General features: G+C 54.2%; 22 protein-coding genes and 1 tRNA gene. 7 read left to right on the plus strand and 16 right to left on the minus strand.

Annotated elements, in window-relative coordinates:
- Positions 1-248: 248 nt before the first annotated feature.
- Positions 249-1427, minus strand: a complete 1179-nt coding sequence (locus FCL49_RS11990; protein ID WP_174353781.1) for a Gfo/Idh/MocA family protein — start codon at positions 1425-1427, stop codon at positions 249-251.
- Positions 1428-1891: 464 nt separating this feature from the next.
- On the opposite strand from FCL49_RS11990, the gene FCL49_RS11995 reads away from it, so the two are divergent.
- Positions 1892-2923, plus strand: coding sequence for a LacI family DNA-binding transcriptional regulator (locus tag FCL49_RS11995; RefSeq protein WP_174353782.1), 1032 nt, complete (start codon positions 1892-1894; stop codon positions 2921-2923).
- Positions 2924-2970: 47 nt separating this feature from the next.
- A complete protein-coding gene (locus FCL49_RS12000) occupies positions 2971-3657 on the plus strand; it encodes an aspartyl/asparaginyl beta-hydroxylase domain-containing protein (protein ID WP_174353783.1) in 687 nt (228 codons plus the stop codon).
- On the opposite strand, the gene FCL49_RS12005 is transcribed toward FCL49_RS12000, so the two are convergent.
- From FCL49_RS12005 to FCL49_RS12025, 5 genes are all read right to left on the minus strand, one after another.
- Positions 3654-4370 (minus strand): ABC transporter ATP-binding protein, encoded by a 717-nt coding sequence (locus FCL49_RS12005; protein WP_135317242.1) that lies wholly within the window; start codon positions 4368-4370, stop codon positions 3654-3656. The two genes, FCL49_RS12000 and FCL49_RS12005, sit on opposite strands and share 4 nt — an antisense overlap.
- The gene (locus FCL49_RS12010; RefSeq protein ID WP_174353784.1) at positions 4367-5242 is read right to left on the minus strand and encodes an ABC transporter ATP-binding protein; all 876 of its coding nucleotides are present in this window, start codon (positions 5240-5242) and stop codon (positions 4367-4369) included. Before FCL49_RS12010 ends, FCL49_RS12005 begins: the two co-directional genes overlap by 4 nt.
- Entirely contained in the window at positions 5239-6525 is a 1287-nt protein-coding gene (livM, locus tag FCL49_RS12015) for a high-affinity branched-chain amino acid ABC transporter permease LivM (protein ID WP_174353785.1), read from the minus strand. The genes FCL49_RS12010 and livM overlap by 4 nt, the downstream gene beginning before the upstream one ends.
- A 10-nt stretch (positions 6526-6535) precedes the next feature.
- The gene (locus tag FCL49_RS12020; protein ID WP_017893418.1) at positions 6536-7450 is read right to left on the minus strand and encodes an ABC transporter permease subunit; all 915 of its coding nucleotides are present in this window, start codon (positions 7448-7450) and stop codon (positions 6536-6538) included.
- 149 nt (positions 7451-7599) lie between these two features.
- Positions 7600-8718, minus strand: a complete 1119-nt coding sequence (locus FCL49_RS12025; protein ID WP_135317245.1) for a branched-chain amino acid ABC transporter substrate-binding protein — start codon at positions 8716-8718, stop codon at positions 7600-7602.
- A 479-nt stretch (positions 8719-9197) separates the two neighbouring features.
- On the opposite strand from FCL49_RS12025, the gene FCL49_RS12030 reads away from it, so the two are divergent.
- Both FCL49_RS12030 and FCL49_RS12035 read left to right on the plus strand, forming a co-directional pair.
- Positions 9198-9273: transfer RNA gene (locus tag FCL49_RS12030), tRNA-Asn, on the plus strand.
- Positions 9274-9493: 220 nt separating this feature from the next.
- Positions 9494-10036 (plus strand): DUF3916 domain-containing protein, encoded by a 543-nt coding sequence (locus tag FCL49_RS12035; protein ID WP_174353786.1) that lies wholly within the window; start codon positions 9494-9496, stop codon positions 10034-10036.
- A gap of 150 nt (positions 10037-10186) precedes the next feature.
- Here FCL49_RS12035 and FCL49_RS12040 read toward each other — a convergent pair whose 3' ends face one another.
- From FCL49_RS12040 to FCL49_RS12065, 6 genes are all read right to left on the minus strand, one after another.
- Positions 10187-10756: a hypothetical protein gene (locus FCL49_RS12040; protein ID WP_174353787.1), complete on the minus strand. Its 570-nt coding sequence runs from the start codon at positions 10754-10756 to the stop codon at positions 10187-10189.
- 148 nt (positions 10757-10904) lie between these two features.
- Positions 10905-11516, minus strand: a complete 612-nt coding sequence (locus FCL49_RS12045) for a dTMP kinase (protein WP_174353788.1) — start codon at positions 11514-11516, stop codon at positions 10905-10907.
- Between the two features lie 78 nt (positions 11517-11594).
- Positions 11595-11993: a fosfomycin resistance glutathione transferase gene (gene fos / locus FCL49_RS12050; RefSeq protein ID WP_174353789.1), complete on the minus strand. Its 399-nt coding sequence runs from the start codon at positions 11991-11993 to the stop codon at positions 11595-11597.
- 44 nt (positions 11994-12037) lie between these two features.
- Positions 12038-12493 carry a GNAT family N-acetyltransferase gene (locus FCL49_RS12055; protein ID WP_174353790.1) on the minus strand — a complete coding sequence of 152 codons (456 nt, stop codon included), beginning with the start codon at positions 12491-12493 and terminating at the stop codon, positions 12038-12040.
- A gap of 18 nt (positions 12494-12511) precedes the next feature.
- A complete protein-coding gene (locus FCL49_RS12060) occupies positions 12512-13018 on the minus strand; it encodes a GrpB family protein (RefSeq protein WP_174353791.1) in 507 nt (168 codons plus the stop codon).
- Between the two features lie 166 nt (positions 13019-13184).
- Positions 13185-14138: a LysR family transcriptional regulator gene (locus FCL49_RS12065; RefSeq protein WP_174353792.1), complete on the minus strand. Its 954-nt coding sequence runs from the start codon at positions 14136-14138 to the stop codon at positions 13185-13187.
- A gap of 139 nt (positions 14139-14277) precedes the next feature.
- Here FCL49_RS12065 and FCL49_RS12070 point away from each other — a divergent pair, with 139 nt between their 5' ends.
- Positions 14278-15447, plus strand: coding sequence for a M20 aminoacylase family protein (locus FCL49_RS12070; protein ID WP_174353793.1), 1170 nt, complete (start codon positions 14278-14280; stop codon positions 15445-15447).
- Between the two features lie 36 nt (positions 15448-15483).
- Positions 15484-16272 (plus strand): ABC transporter substrate-binding protein, encoded by a 789-nt coding sequence (locus FCL49_RS12075; protein WP_174353794.1) that lies wholly within the window; start codon positions 15484-15486, stop codon positions 16270-16272.
- Between the two features lie 51 nt (positions 16273-16323).
- Here the strand turns inward: FCL49_RS12075 and tmaR are convergent, their stop codons facing one another.
- From tmaR to FCL49_RS12090, 3 genes are all read right to left on the minus strand, one after another.
- Positions 16324-16641, minus strand: coding sequence for a PTS system regulator TmaR (tmaR, locus tag FCL49_RS12080; RefSeq protein WP_012145924.1), 318 nt, complete (start codon positions 16639-16641; stop codon positions 16324-16326).
- Positions 16642-16802: 161 nt separating this feature from the next.
- A complete protein-coding gene (locus tag FCL49_RS12085; protein WP_135317257.1) occupies positions 16803-17870 on the minus strand; it encodes an FUSC family protein in 1068 nt (355 codons plus the stop codon).
- 99 nt (positions 17871-17969) lie between these two features.
- Positions 17970-18737, minus strand: a complete 768-nt coding sequence (locus tag FCL49_RS12090; RefSeq protein ID WP_174353795.1) for an N-acetylmuramoyl-L-alanine amidase — start codon at positions 18735-18737, stop codon at positions 17970-17972.
- A gap of 204 nt (positions 18738-18941) precedes the next feature.
- Between FCL49_RS12090 and FCL49_RS12095 the strand changes: the two genes are divergently transcribed.
- Positions 18942-19688, plus strand: coding sequence for a S24 family peptidase (locus FCL49_RS12095; protein ID WP_174353796.1), 747 nt, complete (start codon positions 18942-18944; stop codon positions 19686-19688).
- A gap of 32 nt (positions 19689-19720) precedes the next feature.
- On the opposite strand, the gene FCL49_RS12100 is transcribed toward FCL49_RS12095, so the two are convergent.
- Positions 19721-20830, minus strand: a complete 1110-nt coding sequence (locus FCL49_RS12100; RefSeq protein WP_174353797.1) for an SDR family oxidoreductase — start codon at positions 20828-20830, stop codon at positions 19721-19723.
- Between the last annotated feature and the right edge of the window lie 186 nt (positions 20831-21016).

A 21016-nucleotide genomic window follows, 5' to 3' on the forward strand; every position in this document is an offset into this window, starting at 1 on the left:
ATTTTAACCAACTGGCCGGATAAATGCGACATGCATCACACTTTTATTAGCCTGTTTTTTTCGCCAGCCTTTTGCCATCCACGGCCTGCGCAACGGCAGACCCTGGACAGCAGCGGGTACCCTTTACTGACTGATACAGTGCTTTAATGCCTCAACCGAAGTATTGATACCGGCATCGACCGACATGGCAGGTGGCCCAGACTATCGGTACAGAAAGAAAGCTTCATGTTATGTCTCCGCAAAAAGGTTTATTCAAAGGTCACCCAGCGAGCACCCTGATCGGCCGAACGCACGCAGTTCTCAATCCAGCGCACACCGTCGATCCCGGCGTCGATGTCTGGATAAACCAATTGCGCCAGCGCCTGCCGGTCGCCCCGGTTACAGGCATCAATCGCCAGGGCGAATTTCAGGTAGATGTTGGCCCAGGACTCGGTCAGCCCCTCGGTGTGCAGCGCCCCCAGCCGCTCCCAGGCGTTGCAGGTTTCGTCCAGATAAGGCATGCCGCGATACAGCGTCTGATTGGGTTGCCCCTGCACCTGGTAACTCAGCTCGCTGGGGTTGGTGTCGGTCCATTCCAGACTAGCCTTCGAGCCGACGATGCGAATACGCTGGCTGCTCATAGCACCGGCGTTTACTGATGAGGCCCACATGCGCCCCACCGCACCGTTGGCATAGCGCATCATCACCAGCGCGTTGTCTTCCAGCGGCGCACGTGAGCGAATAAAGCTCTGCCGATCGCAAAGCAGTTCGCGGATGTGCATTTGCGGCATCACCAATTGGGACAGGTAAAAGGTGTGGGTGGAAATATCGCCCAGCACAAAGCTCGGGCCGGAGATTTGGGGGTCAATGCGCCATTTCTGCGCATCACTGAGACGATCGACTTCGTCGGTGGCATTAAAACCGTGGGTGTATTGCAGATCTACCATGCGCACTTCACCAATCTGCCCGTTGGCAATCATGGCGCGCATCTGCAGCAGCAACGGGTGGCCGGAGAAACCATATGTCACGCCGACGATACGGTTTTTTTCCGCTGCCAGTGCCTTGATTTCATAGGCTTCCCGGCTGGTAAAAAACAGCGGCTTCTCGCAAATCACGTGCAGCCCGGCCAGCAGTGCCGCACGGGTAATTTCGTAATGGGTGCCGTTTGGCGTGGCCACTGAGACTACTTCTATGCCGTCCTCTCGCCCGGCCTCTTGAGCAAACAGCTCACAATAATCGTCATAGCAGCGCTCGACATCCACCCCCAGATTGACGCCGAATTCGCGGCCACGCTCCGGCACAATATCAAACGCCCCAGCCACCAGCGCAAAGGCGGTGTTATCCCGCAATGCGCCGCAACGGTGTTTATACCCCACCTGCCCCAACCGCCCGCCGCCGACCATCGCCCAGCGCAGAGGCCGTGGCGTTTTTCTTTCACCATTCAACATAGTTGCTCCCGAAGCTCAAAGTTTCTGATCTTTCCGCCGCATTGCACCCGGGTGCAAATTTAAAATGCACCCGGGTGCAAAATTGGGTGGCAACTTGACCGCGAAACAAATGCCACTTGCGATGGACTATTGGAGAGGGTTAAAAATAAGTCAAATACGCCATGATAAATCTGCCGCTCAGGATCACAATTTGCTGATAAAACGATCGACTGGCCTTAATGCCAGTCACCTAAGCAAAGTGATGAATACACTGCTCTGCGGGCGCCCCCTCTCCTGTGGGAGAGGGCCGGGGTGAGGGGCTTTCGCGTCTGCGCATCCCCCCTCACCCTAACCCTCTCCCACAGGAGAGGGAACAATATGCCCTGTATGTTCGGTGGATCCCGCCGCTGACGGCAGCAACTCCCGCATCCGGCAAGGCTGTGCTAATCTGTTGAACCCATACCGTTTTTTCATCACGAGCGAAGATGATGGCGAAGAAACCCGGCGCTCCCCCTGCGCCCACTGCACGCAAGGCGACCGCCAGTGATGTGGCTGCCCGCGCCGGCGTGTCCAAATGGACGGTATCGCGTGCCTTTACCGACGGTGCGTCGATCTCGCCCCATGCGATGTTGCGCGTTCAGACCGCGGCAAGAGAATTGGGTTATCGGCCTAATCTGCTGGCACGCAGCCTGTCGAAAAAAAGCACCCGCATCATCGGGCTGGTGGCGGACGAGCTAAAAAACCCGCATATTTTCACACTGCTGGACGAGGTCACCCGGCAGTTGCAAAGCCGCGGTTATATGGCATTGCTGCTGAATATCACCTCGGAACATGACTATGAATCGGTGCTGACGCTGGCCGATCAAATGCAGGTAGATGGCCTGCTGTTTCTTGGCACCCTGCTCAACGACCGGCTGATCACACTGGCGCAGGATATTCACCATATTCCACTGGTGGTGCTGTATCGCTATAGCGAAAGCCCCTATATCCAGGTGTTGGCCACCAACGGCTTTCAGGCCGGGCGTGAAATTGGCGAACTGTTGCTGACGCAAAATTATCAGCGCATGGGCTATCTGGCCGGGCCAGTGAGCGAATCCACCCAGTTACGCCGCCTTGACGGTTTCCGCGCCGCATTGGCGGAAAAACAACGCGACGTTAGCTTGGTGCTGCAGGCCCCGCATTACCAACGCCAGTGCGGCATGGAAGCCTTCTCTGCCTACCTGGCGACCACCCCGGCGGAACAGCGGGTCGAGGCGATTTTTTGTGAGAACGACATTCTGGCGGTGGGGGTGATCGACGCCATACGCGCCGCGCCGGACCGCGCACCGATTGCCGTGGTGGGGTTTGATGACATTGAACTGGCTGCCTCACCCAGCTATCAGTTGACCACCTATCGCCAGCCGATGCAGTCGCTGATTGCCGATGGCATTCATTGCCTGACGCAGGCTTTCGAGCCAGGTGGCCAACGTTTGTATAACGGTGAATTAATCGTCCGGCAGTCGCATATTAAACAATAATAATATCAACGGACGGCGAGAGCTTGGGTCACGCTAATTGAGGTCATATGTCAGCTATCTATGATTGGTCAGTGTTGGTATTCCGCCGTATTTACGATCGCCGCATCAACAGTGCGCCGGTGCTCGACAGTGCCCAACTGTTCCCTGACGCCCAGCGTTTTATCGCCCAGTGGCCGCAGATCCGTGATGAGGCTCTGACGCTGGCACAAGATCTGCAAAATATTCCGCGATTTCATGAGATCATGAGCGAACAGGCGTCGATCTCCGCCAATGACGCCCGTGACTGGCGGATGTTTATCATGCAGGCCTACGGCCAGCCGATAGCGCGTAACCTTGCACGTTGCCCATTATTGGCCAGCCTGATCGCTTCCTCTCCGGATGTGCTTTCCGCCTCACTGTCTTTCCTCGCTCCCGGTAAACAGGTGCCGGCGCACCGTGGCCCGTTCCGTGGCATTCTGCGCGGTTATCTGGTGCTGTCGATGCCCAAGGGCGCCGATGGTCTGCCCGCCGCCGTGTTGAAAGTCGACGGGCAAGAATACCGGCTCAATGATGGGGAATTTATGCTGTGGGACGATACCTTCGAACACGAGGTGTGGAACGACAGCGACCAGGTGCGCACCGTGTTGCTGCTGGATATCCGCCGCCGCGATTTACCCACCGGGCTGCGGATGTTGTCCAACGGCATTATTGCCCTGGTGCGGCTGAACGTGCGCTGGATCCAGCGCCAGTTCTAGGCCCCGCCCAGATAAGCTTTTCTCACCTCTTGATCGTTTAACAGCTCCGTGCCGCTGCCGGTCAGGCGGATCTGGCCGTTGACCATCACATAGCCGCGATCGGACAATTTGAGCGCGTGGTTGGCATTCTGTTCCACCAGAAACAACGTCATGCCGCCACGGGTCAGCTCCCGTAAAATACTGAAGATCTGTTTGACGATGATCGGCGCCAATCCCAGGCTCGGCTCGTCCAGCAACAGCAGTTTTGGCCTGCTCATCAGCGCCCGGGCAATCGCCAGCATCTGCTGTTCACCGCCGGACATGGTCATCGCCCGCTGGTTGCGGCGTTCCTTCAGGCGCGGGAACAGATCGAACATGCGTAATAAATCCTCCCCGACATAGCGATTGCCAATGGTAATGGTGCCCATCAACAGATTTTCCTCCACGCTCATATCCGGGAAAATACGCCGCCCCTCGGGAGCCTGAGCGATGCCGCTGCTGGCAACGTAATGGGTGGAACGCTGGCTGATATCTTCGCCACGAAACAGGATCTGCCCGCCGCTGATGCGCGGCTGGCCGAAGATGGACATCAGCAACGTCGACTTGCCCGCGCCGTTGGCGCCAATCAGCGCCACCGTCTCCCCTTCATTCACCTGTAGCGAGACCTGCTGCAACGCCTGGATCGGGCCGTAAAACACGTCTACGTTGCGAAACTCCAACATCACATTACTCATCCCGCCAGTTCCTCTTCGTCCGCGCCAAGGTAAGCGGCGATCACCGTATCGTTATGCTGAATTTCTTTCGGCGTGCCTTCGGCAATGACATCGCCGTGATCGAGCACAATCACCCGATCGGAGATCTCCATCACCATGCCCATATCGTGTTCGATCAACAACACCGTGATGCCGTGGTGCTGGCGCAGAAAACGAATAATGCGGCTCAGCGTCGCCGTCTCCACCGGGTTTAGCCCGGCGGCGGGTTCGTCGAGACAGATCATCTCCGGCGTGGTGCACATTGCCCGGGCAATCTCCAGCCGCCGCTGCTGACCGTAGGACATCTCCCCCGCCAGCCGGTTGGCGCAATCCACCAGCTCCACCACTTCCAGCCAGTAAAAGGCGCGATCCAGCGCCTGGCTTTCTGCCCGGCGGTAACCCGGCGTATTGAGCACGCCGGCGATCAGATTGCGGTTGCTCAGCATGTGCTGCGCCACCAGCAGGTTCTCCACCACCGACATTTCGCGGAACAAACGGATGTTCTGGAAGGTGCGCGCCAGCCCGGCACGATTGACCAGGTGGGTGCCGCCAAACATTTTGTAGTAAACGCGCGAGCCCAGACGTTTCGGGTTAACCCAGTCACCGGCGCGGAATTTCTGCCCCAACACCTGGATCACGTCGGTCGGCCGCTTATGGGTGTTGAGCAGGATCGCTCCGCCGGTCGCACGATAAAAACCGGTCAGACAGTTGAATACCGTGGTTTTCCCGGCACCGTTGGGGCCGATCAGCGCGGTGATGGAACCGCGCTCCACCGCCAGATTGACGTCATTGAGCGCCTTGATGCCGCCAAAATGCATCATCAGATGCTCAACCTTCAGGATAGCGTCGCTCATGGCTCTACCCCCTTGCGCGGAGCAAAGCTGGAACGACTGATGCGCACCAGCCCACGGGGCCGCCAGATCATCATCGCCACCATCAACACGCCGAACAGCAGTACCCGGTACTCGGCAAAGCTGCGCAACAGCTCAGGTGCCACCGTGAGTACAAACGCCGCCAGCACCACGCCGATGGTCGACCCCATGCCGCCCAGTACCACGATCGCCAGGATCAGCGCCGACTCAAAGAAGGTGAATGAGGTGGGGTTGACGAAGCCCTGATAAGTGGCGAAAAACACCCCGGCCAGCCCGGCGGTGGAGGCGCCCATCATAAAGGCCGACAGCTTCACCAGAACGTGGTTCAGCCCGAGGGAGCGACAGGCGATTTCATCCTCGCGCAGGGCCTCCCAGGCGCGACCGATCGGCATGCGCGTCAGCCGGTGCTTGATATACAGCACCAGCAGCACCACCAGAAACAGCACCGCATAGATAAAGATAAACTTCAGGTTGGGGTTATAGGCGATACCGAGGAATTCGTGGATCGGCATGCCGCCCTCCTTCGCCCGCCTGCCGAACTCCAGGCCAAAAATCGTCGGCGCAGGCACCGAGACGCCGTTGGGGCCACCGGTCAGCGACATCCAGTTATTGAGCACCAGGCGAATAATTTCCCCGAACCCCAGCGTGACGATCGCCAGATAGTCGCCGTGCATGCGCAGCACCGGGAACCCCAGCAGCGCACCGGCCAGCGCCGCCATCAGCGCCCCCAGCGGCAACATCGCCCAGAACCCCAGCCCAAGATACTGATAACCCAGCGCCAGGCCATAAGCGCCAATGGCATAAAACGCCACGTAACCGAGATCAAGCAGCCCGGCCAGCCCGACAACGATGTTCAGCCCCAGCCCGAGCAACACGTAAATCAGCCCCAGGATCGCCACCGTCAGCAGGTACTTGGTGGCGACAAACGGGAACAGCAGCGCAATCACGGCCATTAACGGAATGACCCAACGCAGGCTGGTTTTGGCCCCTATCGGCCGGACATACACCCCGTCATTACCGCCGTCAAAACGCGTCAACAGCTTGCGCCCCGGCGCGGTTTGCAGAAACAGGCTGAGCAACAGCCGCCCGGCCATTACCGCGGCGATAATCCACGCCAGGCGGCGCGGTTCAAAGTTAAAACTGTATCCGTTGAGAACAATACCGACGATCGGCCCGAAGACGATCAGGGCGATCAGCCCGGCCAGCACCGCATCCAGCAGGCTGCGTTTAACGTTCAGCCCTGGGTGAACCATAGATTGCGACATAGTTTTCCCCTCAAACCTTAGCGACCATTGGCCGACCGAGCAGGCCCTGAGGGCGGAAAATCAGGATCACCACCAGCAAACCGAAGGAGAATACGTCTTTGTAATCCGAGTTCACCATGCCGGCAAACTGCGCCTCCGCCACGCCCAGCAACAGCCCGCCCAGCATCGCGCCGGGTAACGAACCAATGCCCCCCAGCACCGCGGCGGTAAAGGCCTTGATGCCGATGATAAAGCCGACGTAGAAATCAAAGGTGCCGTAGTTCATGGTGATCAACACCCCCGCCAGCCCGGCCATGGCGGCACCAATCACGAACACCAGGGAGATCACCCGGTCGGTGTTGATACCCAGAATGGACGCCATCTTGCGATCCTGCTGGGTGGCGCGGCAGATGCGCCCCAGACGGGTGTGCTGGATGATGTAAGTGAGGATGGCCATGCCCAGCAGTGAGGCGACCAGGATAAACACCTTGGTGTAGGTGATTTGGATCACCCCACCGTCAAAGTTGAGGCGGAACACGCCGTCCAGCAGCGTCGGGATCCCTTGCTGGCGCGGCCCCTGGCTGATTTGCGCGTAGTTTTGCAAGATCAGCGACATGCCGATGGCGGAGATCAGCGGTGCCAGACGAGTAGAGTTGCGCAAGGGTTTGTAGGCGATACGCTCGATCACCCAGCCATACACGCCAGTAACGACGATGGTAAATACCAGCGTGCCGAGGATCAGCAGCGGGAAGGATTGCAGGCCGAAGAACGACAGCAGTGCCAACCCAATGGCGCAAAGGTAGGCGGAAATCATGTATACCTCGCCGTGGGCGAAGTTAATCATGCCGATAATGCCGTAAACCATGGTGTAGCCGATGGCGATCAGGCCGTAAACCGCGCCGAGCGTCAGGCCGTTGATCAACTGTTGCAGAAAGAAAACATCCATAATGAGCAGTCTCGCCTGGTGGGACCGCAAGCTGGTGCAGACGCGGCCCAAGAGAAGTATCGGCGCGGACCCGCCGAACACGCGGATCCGCTTATCAGTCATGTCAATCCAGCCCCTGCGGGCGGGAAAAACCTGAGCCTTCGGGCTGATTAGAGTTGGTGATATTTGCCTTTATCGTCCCATTGATAGACCACGTAATCCGATACCTTCAGGTCGCCTTTCTTGTCCCAGGCCTTTTTACCCATCACGGTATCCACATCATGCGATTTCAGCCATTCGCTGGCCTTGGCGCTGTCTTTGCCGCCGGTAGCGCTGAAGGCGGCGGCGATCGCCTGAATCGAAGCGTAGGAGTAGAGGGTGTAGCCTTCCGGCTCAAAACCGCTGGCGCGGAACTTGGCGATCACCGCTTTACCTTCCGGAATTTGGCGCGGATCGTTACCGAAGGTCATCAGCACGCCGTTGGTGTACTGCGGCCCACCGGCAGCGGTCACCAGCTCTTCGGTCACGATGCAGTCACCGGAGAAGAACTTGGCGGTCACACCCTGCTCACGCATCTGGCGCACCAATGGCCCGGCCTCTGGATGGCAGCCACCGAAATAAACCACGTCGGGTTTGACCGAGGCAATCTTGGTCACCAGCGCGTTGAAGTCTTTTTCACCGCGTGACAGCCCTTCATACAGCACTTCCTTCACGCCGCGCTTGTTCATCTCGGCCCTGGCGGCATCTGCCAGCCCCTGCCCGTAGGTGTCTTTGTCGTGGATCACCGCGATGCGTTTGGCTTTCAGGGTATTGAGCATGTAGTTGGTGGCGATCACCCCTTGCTGGTCATCTCGGCCGCACATGCGGAACATGTTGGCCATGTTGCGTTCGGTGATCTGCGGGTTGGTGGAACCGGGGGTGATGGCGATAATCCCGGCTTCGTCATACACCTCGGAGGCCGGCATGGTGGAGGAGGAGCAGAAATGCCCGACCACCGCCGCGACCTTGTCCTGATCCACTAACCGGTTGGCGACCGCGACCGCCTGTTTGGGTTCACAGGCGTCATCCCCCTGCACCAGTTTGATTTTTTCCCCTTTAATCCCACCGGCGGCGTTGATATCCGCTGCCGCCTGTGAGGCACCACGCCAGTACTGATCGCCATAGGTCGCATTCGGCCCGGAGAACGGCCCGGCGACGCCAATAACGATATCCGCCTGAGCATAAAAAGCAGAACCTAAACAACCGATAAGCAGAGCAGCGAGCGGACTTTTAATCAATTTCGATGACATTGTTGTATTCCTCAGCACTGTTTTAGCGAAACGCCCAGGGGCGTGGAGCAGTCACTTTATGTGTAGACGGGGAAAATAATTTGCGCGAGAGCGCAGTCGCATTACCCGAATTTAGGTAAGCAAAAATCCAGCCATTGTGACGGCCAATACATATTTTCTGTTCATTCATCCTACATATCAGAAGCAAAACGCGGAGGTTTGCTGCCGTCAGGAGGCGCTGCGGGGGGATCAAGTGGCAAACTCGCGGCAAAATTTTTCTGCGACTCGCCAGGTGCCTCTCCCCTTGCGCACCAGAAGTGTGCAATGGCAGGTGCAACCCTGAAGTCGGGTTTTTTGTGGTGATAAACAACAGGGATAAGCAGGATGAGTGCCGAAAAACAACGCAACATGCTCATTCCATCAGCAAACGCGCTTTTCTTGCAGTTTAGTGCTTTGACAAAGCCGCACCACCCCGCTATTATTCGCCCCGTTCACACGATTCCTCTGTAGTTCAGTCGGTAGAACGGCGGACTGTTAATCCGTATGTCACTGGTTCGAGTCCAGTCAGAGGAGCCATATTAGAGAAGCCCGCTCAGGGAAACCTGAGCGGGCTTTTTGCTTTTGGTTTGGTGGTTAGGAGACAAAGGTGGACATGTCAGCGTTCCAATCTGTGACGGTTGCCAAGTGACAACAATGGCATTACTGGTAATATTTAAGCTATCAATGAGGATCAGCGTAGTTCGAAATTTGTGATTTTAGTCAGGACTGTTTGAACAGATAGGGAAGTTTAAAATATATGAGTAGACGTCTAAACAGGGATTACCGTACTAAAATAAGAAACATCCCCCGCCGCTTAAAAGCGCTTAACCGTTGGGCGGAAACCTTCCATGATCCAATCCGCGCAGATTTTCCAGAAGACCAGCGCTACTGGAACTACAAAATTCCTGTAGATGTCAATCTTGTTGAAGGAAAACACAGTGCCCAGAAAACCAAGGCAGCCTGCGCGCAAGCGTTAATTGACGCATGTTCTAATTTAATACTTGCAACAGCCGACTCGAGTTACAGCCCGCGAATTACTTCTGTTATCTGCCTCCCGGATATGTTTACCAGCGAAGTCTGTCTTTACCATTCTGAAGAGTACTTTCAGGGGTTCATATGCGAAAGCACTTCTGAAAATGGAGCTTCATCGGTCATTAAGGGGCGTAGCCTTGCTGAAGAATGGGGATTAACTCTGCCAGAGAATATACAGGAGCTGGGGATCTCGCTTGAATACTATGGCGGTGACGATCCCGATGAATGGTTTACAGGCGAACGTTGGTACTATGGCCAAGTGTTATAGAAGAGTTTTTAATATCCGTTTCGCATAGTGCCGGTCTCACAGTGAAACTGTGTCAGCTATGAGCGAGGCGCGGACGTTGGTTATCATTCATTTTCACAGACACAAAAAAGTGGTGATCTAAGCGATTGTAATACATTCAGATTATTTCATTTACATATAAATAAATTCGTATTTCACGATGTAGGTTCCAATTTTATTAACACGAGCTGATACCCATACTCCTGTCATTCCCTGCTTACGGTGGCTGCGTAGAAATTCTTTATTTGTACAAAGCTGTATCCATCTGGTGGTGTTCTGATCCTTTAACCAGATACCTGCTTCACAATGCCCATGCTTACCCCTCGATGGCCCTGGGAAGACAACCTCATATTCAGATTCATAGCCAATTATTTTATCTGGGAAGAGATAAACATAGACATCGTAACAGTTTAAGCTCAATACAAATCCCACGCAAAAACCGCCAAAGAATGCATTACAAAGATACTTTATTGTTTTGTTAAAAGTGCGAAGATAAAAAGCACGAATAAAAGAGAAGCTTCCAATCAATACACCAAAAGAAATATACGTTATCCATTCAGGCACCGATTTTTGTAAAATGGTATTATGGGAGATACTTGATGCCCACAACATATACCAGAACCATCCGCCCATAATGATGCATACCACGGCTGTAATGGACCATTTTTTATATTTACTTTCAAAATAATAACTTTTATTCATAATTATATTTTTGTATCTATCAAAAGATGATAACAGCCTTACCATGCACGGCTATTTTAACTTATAAATCTGAGCATGCTAGCTGTATCTACGTAATTTTTTAACGTCTGCTCCTGGCACAAAACTGCCCATGGCAAGAACGTGGGCATCATTCAAGCACTCTGTAGATCTCGGAAATCACCTGCATCGTTGCGTCTTCAATCATTCCTTCATTACGGCATAAAACCCAGCCGTGATTGGCAATTTCTCGCTCGAACGCCTTGGTACAAGCGACATGCTCTTCCAGCTTATAAATCACCGTACTACTTAGCCCACGTGGACGGGCTGCGGCCCTCGCCCATGAAATCTCAGGCGCAGTAACCACCCCGACATGCAGGTCTGGCGTTCGCACCTTTCGTTCAATGTTAAGCTGTAAAATATCTGCAAATGGCACCATCCGGCGAAACGCGGCATCCGACGGGTACCAGCGATCCATCAGGATAATGCTGTCCGGTGGCTGTTTAGTCAGCACATGCTGGGAAATCCAGGCACGGCTATCAGCAAAGCGCTCACAAACCTCCAATTCCAAATCCAGGGTGGGATTTCTGGCGAGCTGGTTAACGAGGGCCATTGTTTCTCCCCTGTAGGGATCACTTTTTCTCTCGCAAAGTCGGACCACCTTCTTGTTGTCTGCCCTTAGTACTTTCGTAATGGCCTCCAACAGTGTGGTTTTACCGGCTCCTTTGGGCCCATCCAGAGAAACAAACAGCTGGCGACTCATTGTTGAAATGACGATTGGTATAGGTTTTTTGTATAGCTTGCATCTGGCAAAAGCATCTTTCTTCCTTCGTTTGAATATTCAGAAAAACTCCATTCCTTCGTATGGCTGAGTTCGGCAAGCACGGAGGCGGCTCTCAAGGTCTCCATCATGGATCTCGAGCCTGTGGCCATCGGGGTCTAAAAAGTAGACGGACTTTCCCTCGCTCTTGTTAGCTTTCCATTCTGTAACACCGGACGACCTCAACCGTTCAACGAACACATCGAATTCTTCGGTAGGAATACTGAATGCATAGTGCGTGTAGTCATTGCCAACAGATACTTTATCCACTGAAAGACACAGCCAGAGCTCACCCAGCGAAAGGTAAGCGCCATGAGCCCACTTGGCTTTAGGTGTGAACCCAAGCGTCTCAACATAAAAATTCAGGCTGTTTGCTAGGTTACTCACTGCAAGGGTGATGTGATTTAGTCCGGTCAACATGTAGAACTCTTTAGCAGGGCGCAGAAAGATTTAATTTATATGATTTATATTTCTTTGCACATAAAGACACTTAAGGGGTCTACAGCATAAGGAGGGAAAGCATCACAAATCTCATACCCACATCTGCGATACAGTGCTATGGCAGGTTGCTGGTAAATCCCTGTTTCGAGACGCAAAATGTGGCAGCTGTTTACTGAAGCAATGCTCTCAATTGCGCTAACAATCTGCTCACCTAGCTTTTGGCCCCGAAATTCCGGCCGAATATAAACCCGCTTAATCTCAGCTGAACCAACCTCCTGAAAGAGCAAAGCACCACATCCTGCAGGAATACCGTTCTCATCGCGTGCGATGACACACCGGAGCTGTTCATCACTGACAGTTGAAAGGTTAAGGCAGTGATTACTTTCTGCAGGATAAAGTTTGCTCTGAAATGCATCAAGTTCACCGATTAGGCCCCCTAACTCAAGGTCACCCTTATCAACTTCTGAAATGTGAAACATTAGCTATTTCTTCTATCGTTATGGTTCGATAAGCGCCAGGCGAAGATGATTTTCAATAAAGTCTGCCTTTAAGGCGCTATATCGATAAGTATCATTTTTACTTGCCAACGCCGCAGCATATTTTATCTTGGCGTACTGTCCTGCTGCATTCTTGCTTTTTATCAGATAATCGCGGAACGCCAAATGTTTTACGATTTGCATATCGCCCACGGCAAAAGCGTGCACCTGATGACTGCGTTGATCTCCACCCTTAGTGAAATACCTACGATTTGAGATCCCATTTTCGCCACGCACAGTATATTCGGCACATTCCATTTCAGCGTTTAAGCTGTCGAGTTCATTCAGACCAGTAACCTCCAACAATATATCTATGACTGGTTTTGCTGCTAAACCCGGTACCGACGTGCTTCCAATATGATGAATCCGCGAGATCACCTTGCCAAGTGTTACCTGCAACAGCGAGCTTTCAGCTTCAAATAGGACTGGCCACTGCTCATCATAAGCGACAATAGTCACGTTTCGCATATTCACTCCCCATTATTTCCTCTGCAGACTTACCATAGCATCAATTCAACTCGCAGCCTTTCTCACAGTCAGGCCACACGTCCGCTCTGGCACAACGCTGGCTGTCAGAATACCCCTGAATAACCAAAATGCTCCCAGTTCCAGCAACTCCATACTACCCCTCCCCCTAAATCAACAACCGAACCCGGTCATAAATCAGTCGATCCTCAAGCCGCGCGGAGCGGGCGTGCGAGCGCAGGGTGCGGATCAGGTTATCAATCAGCGCATGGGCGGCGGTGCTGAGGATGCTGTTGCGCCGGGTGACGATATTCAGCCGCGCCAAGTCGCAGCCTTCCTGTAGCGCCAGCGGTTGCAGCCGTCCGGCAAACTGCGGCAAACCTATCAGCGGTAGCGGGCACCAGGTACACATATCTGCCGACTCCACCATGGCCTGCAGCATGCCGAGGGAATGCGCATGAATAATGCGGTTCGGATCGAGTTGAGCGCCGTGTCGGCTGAACAGTTGCTGGATTAAATCGTCATAATTTTCTGGGGTGTAGTTCAGTACCCAGTCCTGCTCCAGCAACTGGTGGAGTGAGGTGCTTTTGGCCAATGGATGGCCGTGCCGCACCATCACCGCCGTTTCATAATCCAGCAACGGCTCGCAATGAAACTCCTGCGGTGCCATCGAAGCCGGAAGCGGTGTGATGGCAAAATCCATCGTGCCCTCTCGCAGTTGGGATTGGGCGTTGGCCATCAGGCTTTCAAACAGCTCCAGTTTTACCCTCGGCATCTTTTTGCGAAAGGCCACCACCGCCGCCGGTAACACCGTCAGCATCAGCCAGGGCGTGATCGCCACCTTCACCTGCTCCTGCGCCAGCCCACGCAGGCCCGCCATTTCATTATTGGCCTGTTCCAGTTGATTCAACACCAGCCGGGCGTGTGCCAACAGCGTTTTCCCGTAAGGCGTAAAACCCAGTCCGGCCGGGGTGCGGATCAGTAAGGGTAATTCCTGTTGCTGTTCCAGCTCTCGCAAGGCCCGCGTGACCGCCGCCTGTGAAAGCCCCAGTTGTCGTGCGGCGGCGCGGATGCTGCCACCGTCGGCACTGGCGACCAAGGCCTGTAACTGATGTAATTTCATCACGCCCCCTGACAATCATAAGTTGTCAGCATAACCGAACGACGGCTCCCCGGGCAAAAGGTTGTTTGTTAGTCTCCGAAGTACCTTGTTCCCGGTTATCGATCGCCTCGGGAATCGAAAATTCACTTTGGATACCGCGATGAACAATTCGCTTGTTTTACCCGAAATCGCCGCCGTTAAGCACGAAATGGTCGCCATTCGCCACCATATTCATGCGCATCCAGAACTGGGATTCAATGAGTTTGCCACCAGCGATCTGGTTGCAAAGCTGCTGACCGAGTGGGGTTATCAGGTCACGCGTCACATAGGACAAACCGGGGTTGTCGCCACCCTGCAACGCGGCGTGGGGAAATCTCTTGGCCTGCGGGCCGATATGGATGCATTGCCGATTGAGGAAACCAGCGGACGGCCTTATGCCAGCACTCACAGCGGCGTGATGCATGCCTGCGGTCATGATGGCCACACCACCATGCTGCTGGCGGCGGCGCGTTATCTGGCGCAGCACTCTGACTTTACCGGCACATTGCAGCTAATATTTCAGCCGGCGGAAGAAGGCGGCGGCGGTGCCAGAGTGATGATGGAAGACGGGTTGTTCGAGCGTTTTCCCTGCGACGCGGTGTTCGCCATGCACAACGTGCCCGGCTTCCCGGTCGGCCAACTGGGCTTTGCCAGCGGCCCTTTCATGTGTTCGGCCGATACGGTCAACATCATCCTGCATGGTCACGGCGGCCATGGCGCGGTGCCGCAGCACACTGTTGATCCGGTGGTGGTCTGCGCCGCCATCGTGATGAGCCTGCAGACCATCGTCTCCAGAAATATCGATCCGCAGGAAACGGCGATTATTACCGTAGGCGCGATCCAGGCCGGTCTTGCAAGCAATGTCATCCCTTCTACCGCTACCATGACGCTGAGCGTGCGCGCGCTGAGTGCCGATGTACGTCAACGACTGGAAAACCGCATTACCGCGTTGGTCGAGGCGCAAGCCGTCAGTTTTGGCGCCCGGGCAGAAATTGATTACCAGCATGGCTATCCGGTGCTGGTAAACCACGCGGCGGAAACCGAACTGGCACGTTCGGTGGCGTTGGACTGGGCGGGCGAACAACAGCTCATCCCGTCGCTGCGGCCGTTTACCGCCAGTGAGGACTTCGCTTTTATGCTGGAAAAATGCCCCGGTAGTTATATCTCGATTGGCAATGGTGAAAGCACCCCCGGCAACTCGCTGCATAACGCCGGTTACGATTTTAACGACGAGTGTCTGCCGATTGGCGCCACTTACTGGGTCAAGCTGGCGGAACGCTTTCTGGCTTAATCCCTTTTTGCACACCACTACGCTGAGGAAAACATAATGAAAACAAAAAGTAGCCTGGTTTTATTGCTGCCACTGGCGTTCAGTTTCGCCGCCTTTGGCGGGGAGTTCAGCGGCAAGGTGATTAAGCTGGGCATAGATCCCACCTTCCCACCGCTGGAATACAAAACGGCGCAAGGAACCCTGACCGGGTTCGGTGTGGATATCGCTCAGGCGCTGTGCAATGAGATGCAGGCAAAGTGCGTTTGGGTCGAAAGCAGTTGGGACGGGATGATCCCGGGGTTGCAGGCAAAAAAGTTTGACGCCATCGCCTCGTCAATGACCATTACGCCGCAGCGCGAAAAGCAGATTTCATTCTCGAACAAGGTGTCTAACGCCCCGGCACGCCTGGTGGCCCGCAAGGGCAGCGACCTGCAGCCCACGGCGGCTTCGCTGAAAGGCAAATCGATTGGCGTGCAGCAAGGCTCCAGCCAGGAAGCTTATGCCAACGCAATGTGGCGCCAGGCCGGCGTCAACGTTATTGCCTATCAGAGCCAACAGGAAGTGAATGAGGATTTGGCCAACGGCCGGTTGGACGCTTCGCTGCTGGCCAGCGTCAGCGCCAGCGAATTTTTCAAAACGCCCGGTGGCAAGGATTTTGCCTTTACCGGCGCGGAACTGAGCGACAGCAAATATTTTGGTATTGGCGATGGCATTGGCGTGCGTAAAGAGGACCGCGCCTTGCTTGATGCCTTCAACGCGGCGCTGAAAGCCATTATCGCCAACGGCACCTATAAGAAGGTGAACGATAAATACTTTGATTTTGATATGTACGGCAAAGGGGAATAACTGAGGGACTGATTAAAAGGGCCAGGCGAGCGCCTGGCCCGATAAAAACGGTTACTTCACTTCGCCCATAGCCTTCAGCTTTTTGGACAGTTCGCGACGCTCTTTAGACAGATCGGCATTTTTGATGATGTAGTCATCAACGCGATCTTCATAGTCGCTGCGCATGTTGGCAATGATGCCCTGAACATCTTCAATGCTCATGCCCGGCTTGATGTACTCACTCAGGTTATCGAGCAGCAGCACGCGCTTTTGGTTGTCGCGGACTTTCTTCTCGTTGTCGATAATTTCGCGTTGCAGCTTATTTTTACGTCGGAACATACGCACAAACTCCAGAACGTCCTGGAAACTCGGCTTATTTGCATTTTCCATCTTCATACCCTTGCTTTAGTAATACACAGATTCATTGGCTTACGGCCACAATGAGACCAAGATACAGGTTTGTGGCGCTCTGACACAACACTCATCGCCCTATCTTACCCACTTTACCGCCGCGACAAAAACCCGAAGCGCCTGCTTCATGATCTGGCCCCCTATTCGCGCTCACCGGCGGTACACACCTTGAGCAAGTCACCCAGTTCTTCCAACTGCTGCGTCAGTTCCATGCTCAACCAGACGTAGCCGTAGATGGGCGCTTCCCCATGCTGGCTGACGCTGGCTTCCTGCATCAGGGTTTTCAGCTCGGCAGCGATTTCACTCAGTTGCCCTGCCGCCACCGCCTGCTGCGCCTGCGGGCCGTTACGCATGGTTTCCGCCAACGCTTCCAATGAGCGTAGCGTCAACAGTTGCGCGCTGCGCAGGGTTTTGGCATTCAGCATAATAAAATGGGTTTCGCGCGAGGCCCAGTAGGCATCGGCCAACAGCTCCAGCGTACAGACCAGATTGCGGCTCAGCGTCTGCACCGCTTCGAATACCGCTTTGGGAATATGAGTTTCTTTGCTGCTGGGCACAATCAGGCCGCGCAATTTGACCACCTGATTGAGCAAGTCTTTCAGCTGCGGCTCCAGCCGTGGCCTTTCGATCATATTCGGGGACAGGTAAGCGCCGTAGATCTTGCCCGCGCTTTGCAGGCAATCGGCCATTTGCATGCGCCACAGAATGTAGGCTCGCTGCGGGTAAATGCTGGTAAATAGCAGCGCCAGTAATGAGCCAAAAATCACGTCGCCACTGCGCCACAGCGCGGTATGCATATCACCGGCACCGGCGCCACAAACCACCGCCAGCGTAATGCCCACCAGCAATGCCATATAAGGCCGTTTGCCCAGCGTCAGGTAGCCACAGAAAAACATCACTACGCCGCACCACGCCAGCATTAACGGTAGCGAGTAGAGTTCAAGATACAGGGCAATCAGACCAGAGGCGGCACCAAATACCGTACCGGCAATACGCTGCAGCGCCCTTTGCAACACGTTGCCCCAGAATGAAATCGGCCCCATCACCACCACCAGCGTAATCAACGGCCAGGTGCCTTCCGGCACTTCAAGCAGGCGAATGAGCAGGAAGGTCAGGATAAACGCCAGCCCGATGCGCACACCATGCACAATGCGGTAATGGCGGTAAGTCAGACGTTCAAACGGCGATATTTTTCTGTCGAGGCGCACAATGCATCCCGTTATCGGTGGCGAGAAAGGATATCAGTTTAGCGGAGGAAGGCAGGCAGAGAAAAGGCGGATAAGGCGTCCCCTATCCGCAGTCAGACGTTAAGCGGCATATTTATCCACCAGCGCACGTAAAATGGCGGCGGTTTCCACGTCCATCACTCCGTCATATTTTCGTTGACGGAAATGCAGCTGAAAGGCCCGCACCAGTTGGCGATAACCTTCGGCATTGGTCGCCGCCGAGGTGTCGTAACCGTATTTGGCGAACAGCGCCAGTAAATCAGGCTGTGCAGGCAGGCCCTGGCACTGATATTCATGCTGGTGACGATGCTTCACCGCTTCGTCATACCAGGCGCCGACGCCGGCCAGATAGAGTTGGTGCCATGGGAACTGCGGGCCAGGGTCACTTTTGCGGCCCGGTGCAATATCGGAATGCGCCACCACGTTGATCGGCGTGATATCCGGATAGCGTTGCAGAATGTTCTGCGCCAGTTGGCTGACCGCGGCAATCTGCTGCGGGTTAAACGGCGGGAAGCTAATGTCTTCGCCATCGCCGCTGGCCAGATTGACGATCTCAATACCAATCGACGTATCGTTGAGATTATTGCGAGTACCCCACTGACTGGCACCGGCATGCCAGGCGCGTTCCACTTCATCGACCAGGTTGAAAATGCGCACGCCGCTGAAACCGGCCGCCTGATAGCTTTGATCTTCAGGATCCGGCACCAGATAATGAGCGCTGACCGACTTGCCGGTCAGTGACTGCACCGAATCGGCAAAGTTTTGCGCCGTGTAATGCAGCACCAGAAAACGCACCCGGTGGCCAAAGCTGGCTACCGAACGGTAGCTGTTGTAATCCATACTGAACATAATAGATTCCTTGTTGGTTAAACTCACGTGCCACAGTCATTGCAGGATCCGTCCCGCTCAAGTGGCCGCAACATACAGCGACCCTACAATGCCTTTGCGGACCTTGTCCACCCGTTCATGTTTAGCTAATTGCTAAAGTTAAAGCAAGAAATATTTAGTGATAGCAATATTTACCTTTTTGCTAAAGAGTGCGATCATCCGACGATGGAAACCAAAGAAATAAGACGCAATAACTTGCGCGAGCTGATGGCCAGCTACGCCCGACAGGGTGTGAACCAGAGCGAGTTTGCGCTGCTGGTAGAGTCTTCTTCGCCGACGCTGAGCCAAATCAGCGGTGAAAAGTCTTCCCGCAATCTGGGTGACAACCTCGCCAGACGGATCGAGGCCAAACTGAACCTGCCCAAGGGCTGGTTTGACGTTTTCCATGAAAAACAGCTGGTGCAGCCATTTGATAACGTAGCGGCAGAGTCGGATTTTCAACCCGCCCGCCTCAAGCCGGTGGTATGGGAAGACACCGAACAGGACAAGGAAGAGTTTGTGGAAATTCCCCTGCTGGATATTAATTTCGCGGCCGGCGACGGCTGTTATGAGATTGTCGATCGCGAAGAGTTTTCGCTGATCTTCCGTCGTTACTATCTGCACAAGATGGGGGTGGCGGTGAATGCCGCACGCATCATCCGCATTTCCGGCTCCAGCATGGAACCGCGCCTGCAAGACGGTGATGTGGTGGGGATTAATACCGATGACATCCGTATTCGCGAAGGCAAAACCTACGCTATTCGTCATGGCAATCTGCTGCGGGTAAAAGTGTTGATCGAACAGCCCGACGGCGGCGTTATTATTCGCTCCCTGAATCGGGAAGAATACCAGGACGAACGCCTGAGTTACCCGCAGCGCAAAGACCAACTGGTGGTGCTGGGCCGCGTTTTCTGGTCGTCTTCGTCCTGGTAATAAGCCGGGCGCCGTGAGTCGGCGCCGTGCTGTTATTTGAAATCTACCACCATCTGCTGCTGGATCGATAAACCGCGGGTCGACTGTACGCAACAGTCGATGTAGTCGGTAAAACGCGGCGGTTTCGGCATGCCCAGCTTAAGAATTTTATCATTACTGAAACGCACGTTAAGCATGGCGAAGGATCCGTACAGGCGCATCGCCTTCAGCATCAGTCGTTCATTACAAGGCCCAAAAATATCCTTCAGTTGCTTACGCATCTTCAGCAGCGCTTCGTAACTGACCTGCGCGTAATGATCGCCAAGCGGTGGTTTTTCCAGCGCGGCAGCAATGGCGCGGTCGATATCCGCAAAGCTGACGCTGCTCTCTTCACCGGCCGAGATATGGTAAACGTCATTATCCAGCGTTTCGCTGTTGAGCAGCATCACCATCGCATCGGCACAGTAGTCGACCGGGATCACGTCGATGTTGTCCTGCAGTGAACACATAAACTTGCGCAGCATCAGCGCCATGCTGAACACCCAAAAAATACTGCTGGAAGGCTGACAACCCAGGCGAGTATGCCCCACCACAATGGAAGGACGGGCAATCACCAGCGGCAGTTGCGGGCAATGTTGGCGCATCAGTTGTTCGATGGTCGATTTGGAGCGGGTGTATTCCACCAAATGCTCGGCGGTTTCTTCAAATTCGCCACTTTCTGCCACCAACGAGCCCGGTTCCGGCGCACAGGACATTGCGGTACCTACGTGCAGGAAACGTTTTAATCCAGACACCTGCGCCATTCTCTCGGCAAAGGCCAGCGTGCCTTCAACGTTCACCTTCCAAATAAGTGGATTGTTGCCAAACGAGGCTACTGCGGCACAATTAATAACGTGCGTTACATTGTTAATTCGTGTGTCTGCCAAAAATTCAGCAGGCTCACTTAAATCGCCCAACAATATATTTTCTATCGTGATCTTTGAAAATAAATCAGCATCAATATTAAACTTTTCCATATTCAGTCGAATACGTTCCAGTCCCTGCTGTGCATTTTCAGCCCGCACTAACAGGAGATAGTTAATTGACTGATTTTCTTTAAGTAACTTCTCGAGCACTGCACCACCGAGAAAGCCGGTAGCACCGGTTAACAGCAGAGTTTTCATAATCCGTATCCACATTGGTATTGAATGTTGCTGATTGTATGTGGAGATAATTAAACGAATACTAAATAAAACTCAGTGCCACCTATTTATCTTTTCTTAATATTATCTTAAGGAATATCTTGAAACATTGTGATGGGGTTTGGTAACAACATTAATAGGATATATCTCAGGATAAACGAGTCCGTT

It is taken from the genome of Serratia proteamaculans (assembly GCF_013337185.1).
GTDB lineage: Bacteria > Pseudomonadota > Gammaproteobacteria > Enterobacterales > Enterobacteriaceae > Serratia > Serratia proteamaculans_D.

Coding starts and splice junctions, on each gene's coding strand:
- FCL49_RS11990 (WP_174353781.1), bottom strand. CDS start 1,427: ATGTTGAATGGTGAAAGAAAAACGCCACGGCCTCTGCGCTGGGCGATG.
- FCL49_RS11995 (WP_174353782.1), top strand. CDS start 1,892: ATGATGGCGAAGAAACCCGGCGCTCCCCCTGCGCCCACTGCACGCAAG.
- FCL49_RS12000 (WP_174353783.1), top strand. CDS start 2,971: ATGTCAGCTATCTATGATTGGTCAGTGTTGGTATTCCGCCGTATTTAC.
- FCL49_RS12005 (WP_135317242.1), bottom strand. CDS start 4,370: ATGAGTAATGTGATGTTGGAGTTTCGCAACGTAGACGTGTTTTACGGC.
- FCL49_RS12010 (WP_174353784.1), bottom strand. CDS start 5,242: ATGAGCGACGCTATCCTGAAGGTTGAGCATCTGATGATGCATTTTGGC.
- livM (WP_174353785.1), bottom strand. CDS start 6,525: ATGTCGCAATCTATGGTTCACCCAGGGCTGAACGTTAAACGCAGCCTG.
- FCL49_RS12020 (WP_017893418.1), bottom strand. CDS start 7,450: ATGGATGTTTTCTTTCTGCAACAGTTGATCAACGGCCTGACGCTCGGC.
- FCL49_RS12025 (WP_135317245.1), bottom strand. CDS start 8,718: ATGTCATCGAAATTGATTAAAAGTCCGCTCGCTGCTCTGCTTATCGGT.
- FCL49_RS12035 (WP_174353786.1), top strand. CDS start 9,494: ATGAGTAGACGTCTAAACAGGGATTACCGTACTAAAATAAGAAACATC.
- FCL49_RS12040 (WP_174353787.1), bottom strand. CDS start 10,756: ATGAATAAAAGTTATTATTTTGAAAGTAAATATAAAAAATGGTCCATT.
- FCL49_RS12045 (WP_174353788.1), bottom strand. CDS start 11,516: ATGAGTCGCCAGCTGTTTGTTTCTCTGGATGGGCCCAAAGGAGCCGGT.
- fos (WP_174353789.1), bottom strand. CDS start 11,993: ATGTTGACCGGACTAAATCACATCACCCTTGCAGTGAGTAACCTAGCA.
- FCL49_RS12055 (WP_174353790.1), bottom strand. CDS start 12,493: ATGTTTCACATTTCAGAAGTTGATAAGGGTGACCTTGAGTTAGGGGGC.
- FCL49_RS12060 (WP_174353791.1), bottom strand. CDS start 13,018: ATGCGAAACGTGACTATTGTCGCTTATGATGAGCAGTGGCCAGTCCTA.
- FCL49_RS12065 (WP_174353792.1), bottom strand. CDS start 14,138: ATGAAATTACATCAGTTACAGGCCTTGGTCGCCAGTGCCGACGGTGGC.
- FCL49_RS12070 (WP_174353793.1), top strand. CDS start 14,278: ATGAACAATTCGCTTGTTTTACCCGAAATCGCCGCCGTTAAGCACGAA.
- FCL49_RS12075 (WP_174353794.1), top strand. CDS start 15,484: ATGAAAACAAAAAGTAGCCTGGTTTTATTGCTGCCACTGGCGTTCAGT.
- tmaR (WP_012145924.1), bottom strand. CDS start 16,641: ATGGAAAATGCAAATAAGCCGAGTTTCCAGGACGTTCTGGAGTTTGTG.
- FCL49_RS12090 (WP_174353795.1), bottom strand. CDS start 18,737: ATGTTCAGTATGGATTACAACAGCTACCGTTCGGTAGCCAGCTTTGGC.
- FCL49_RS12095 (WP_174353796.1), top strand. CDS start 18,942: ATGGAAACCAAAGAAATAAGACGCAATAACTTGCGCGAGCTGATGGCC.
- FCL49_RS12100 (WP_174353797.1), bottom strand. CDS start 20,830: ATGAAAACTCTGCTGTTAACCGGTGCTACCGGCTTTCTCGGTGGTGCA.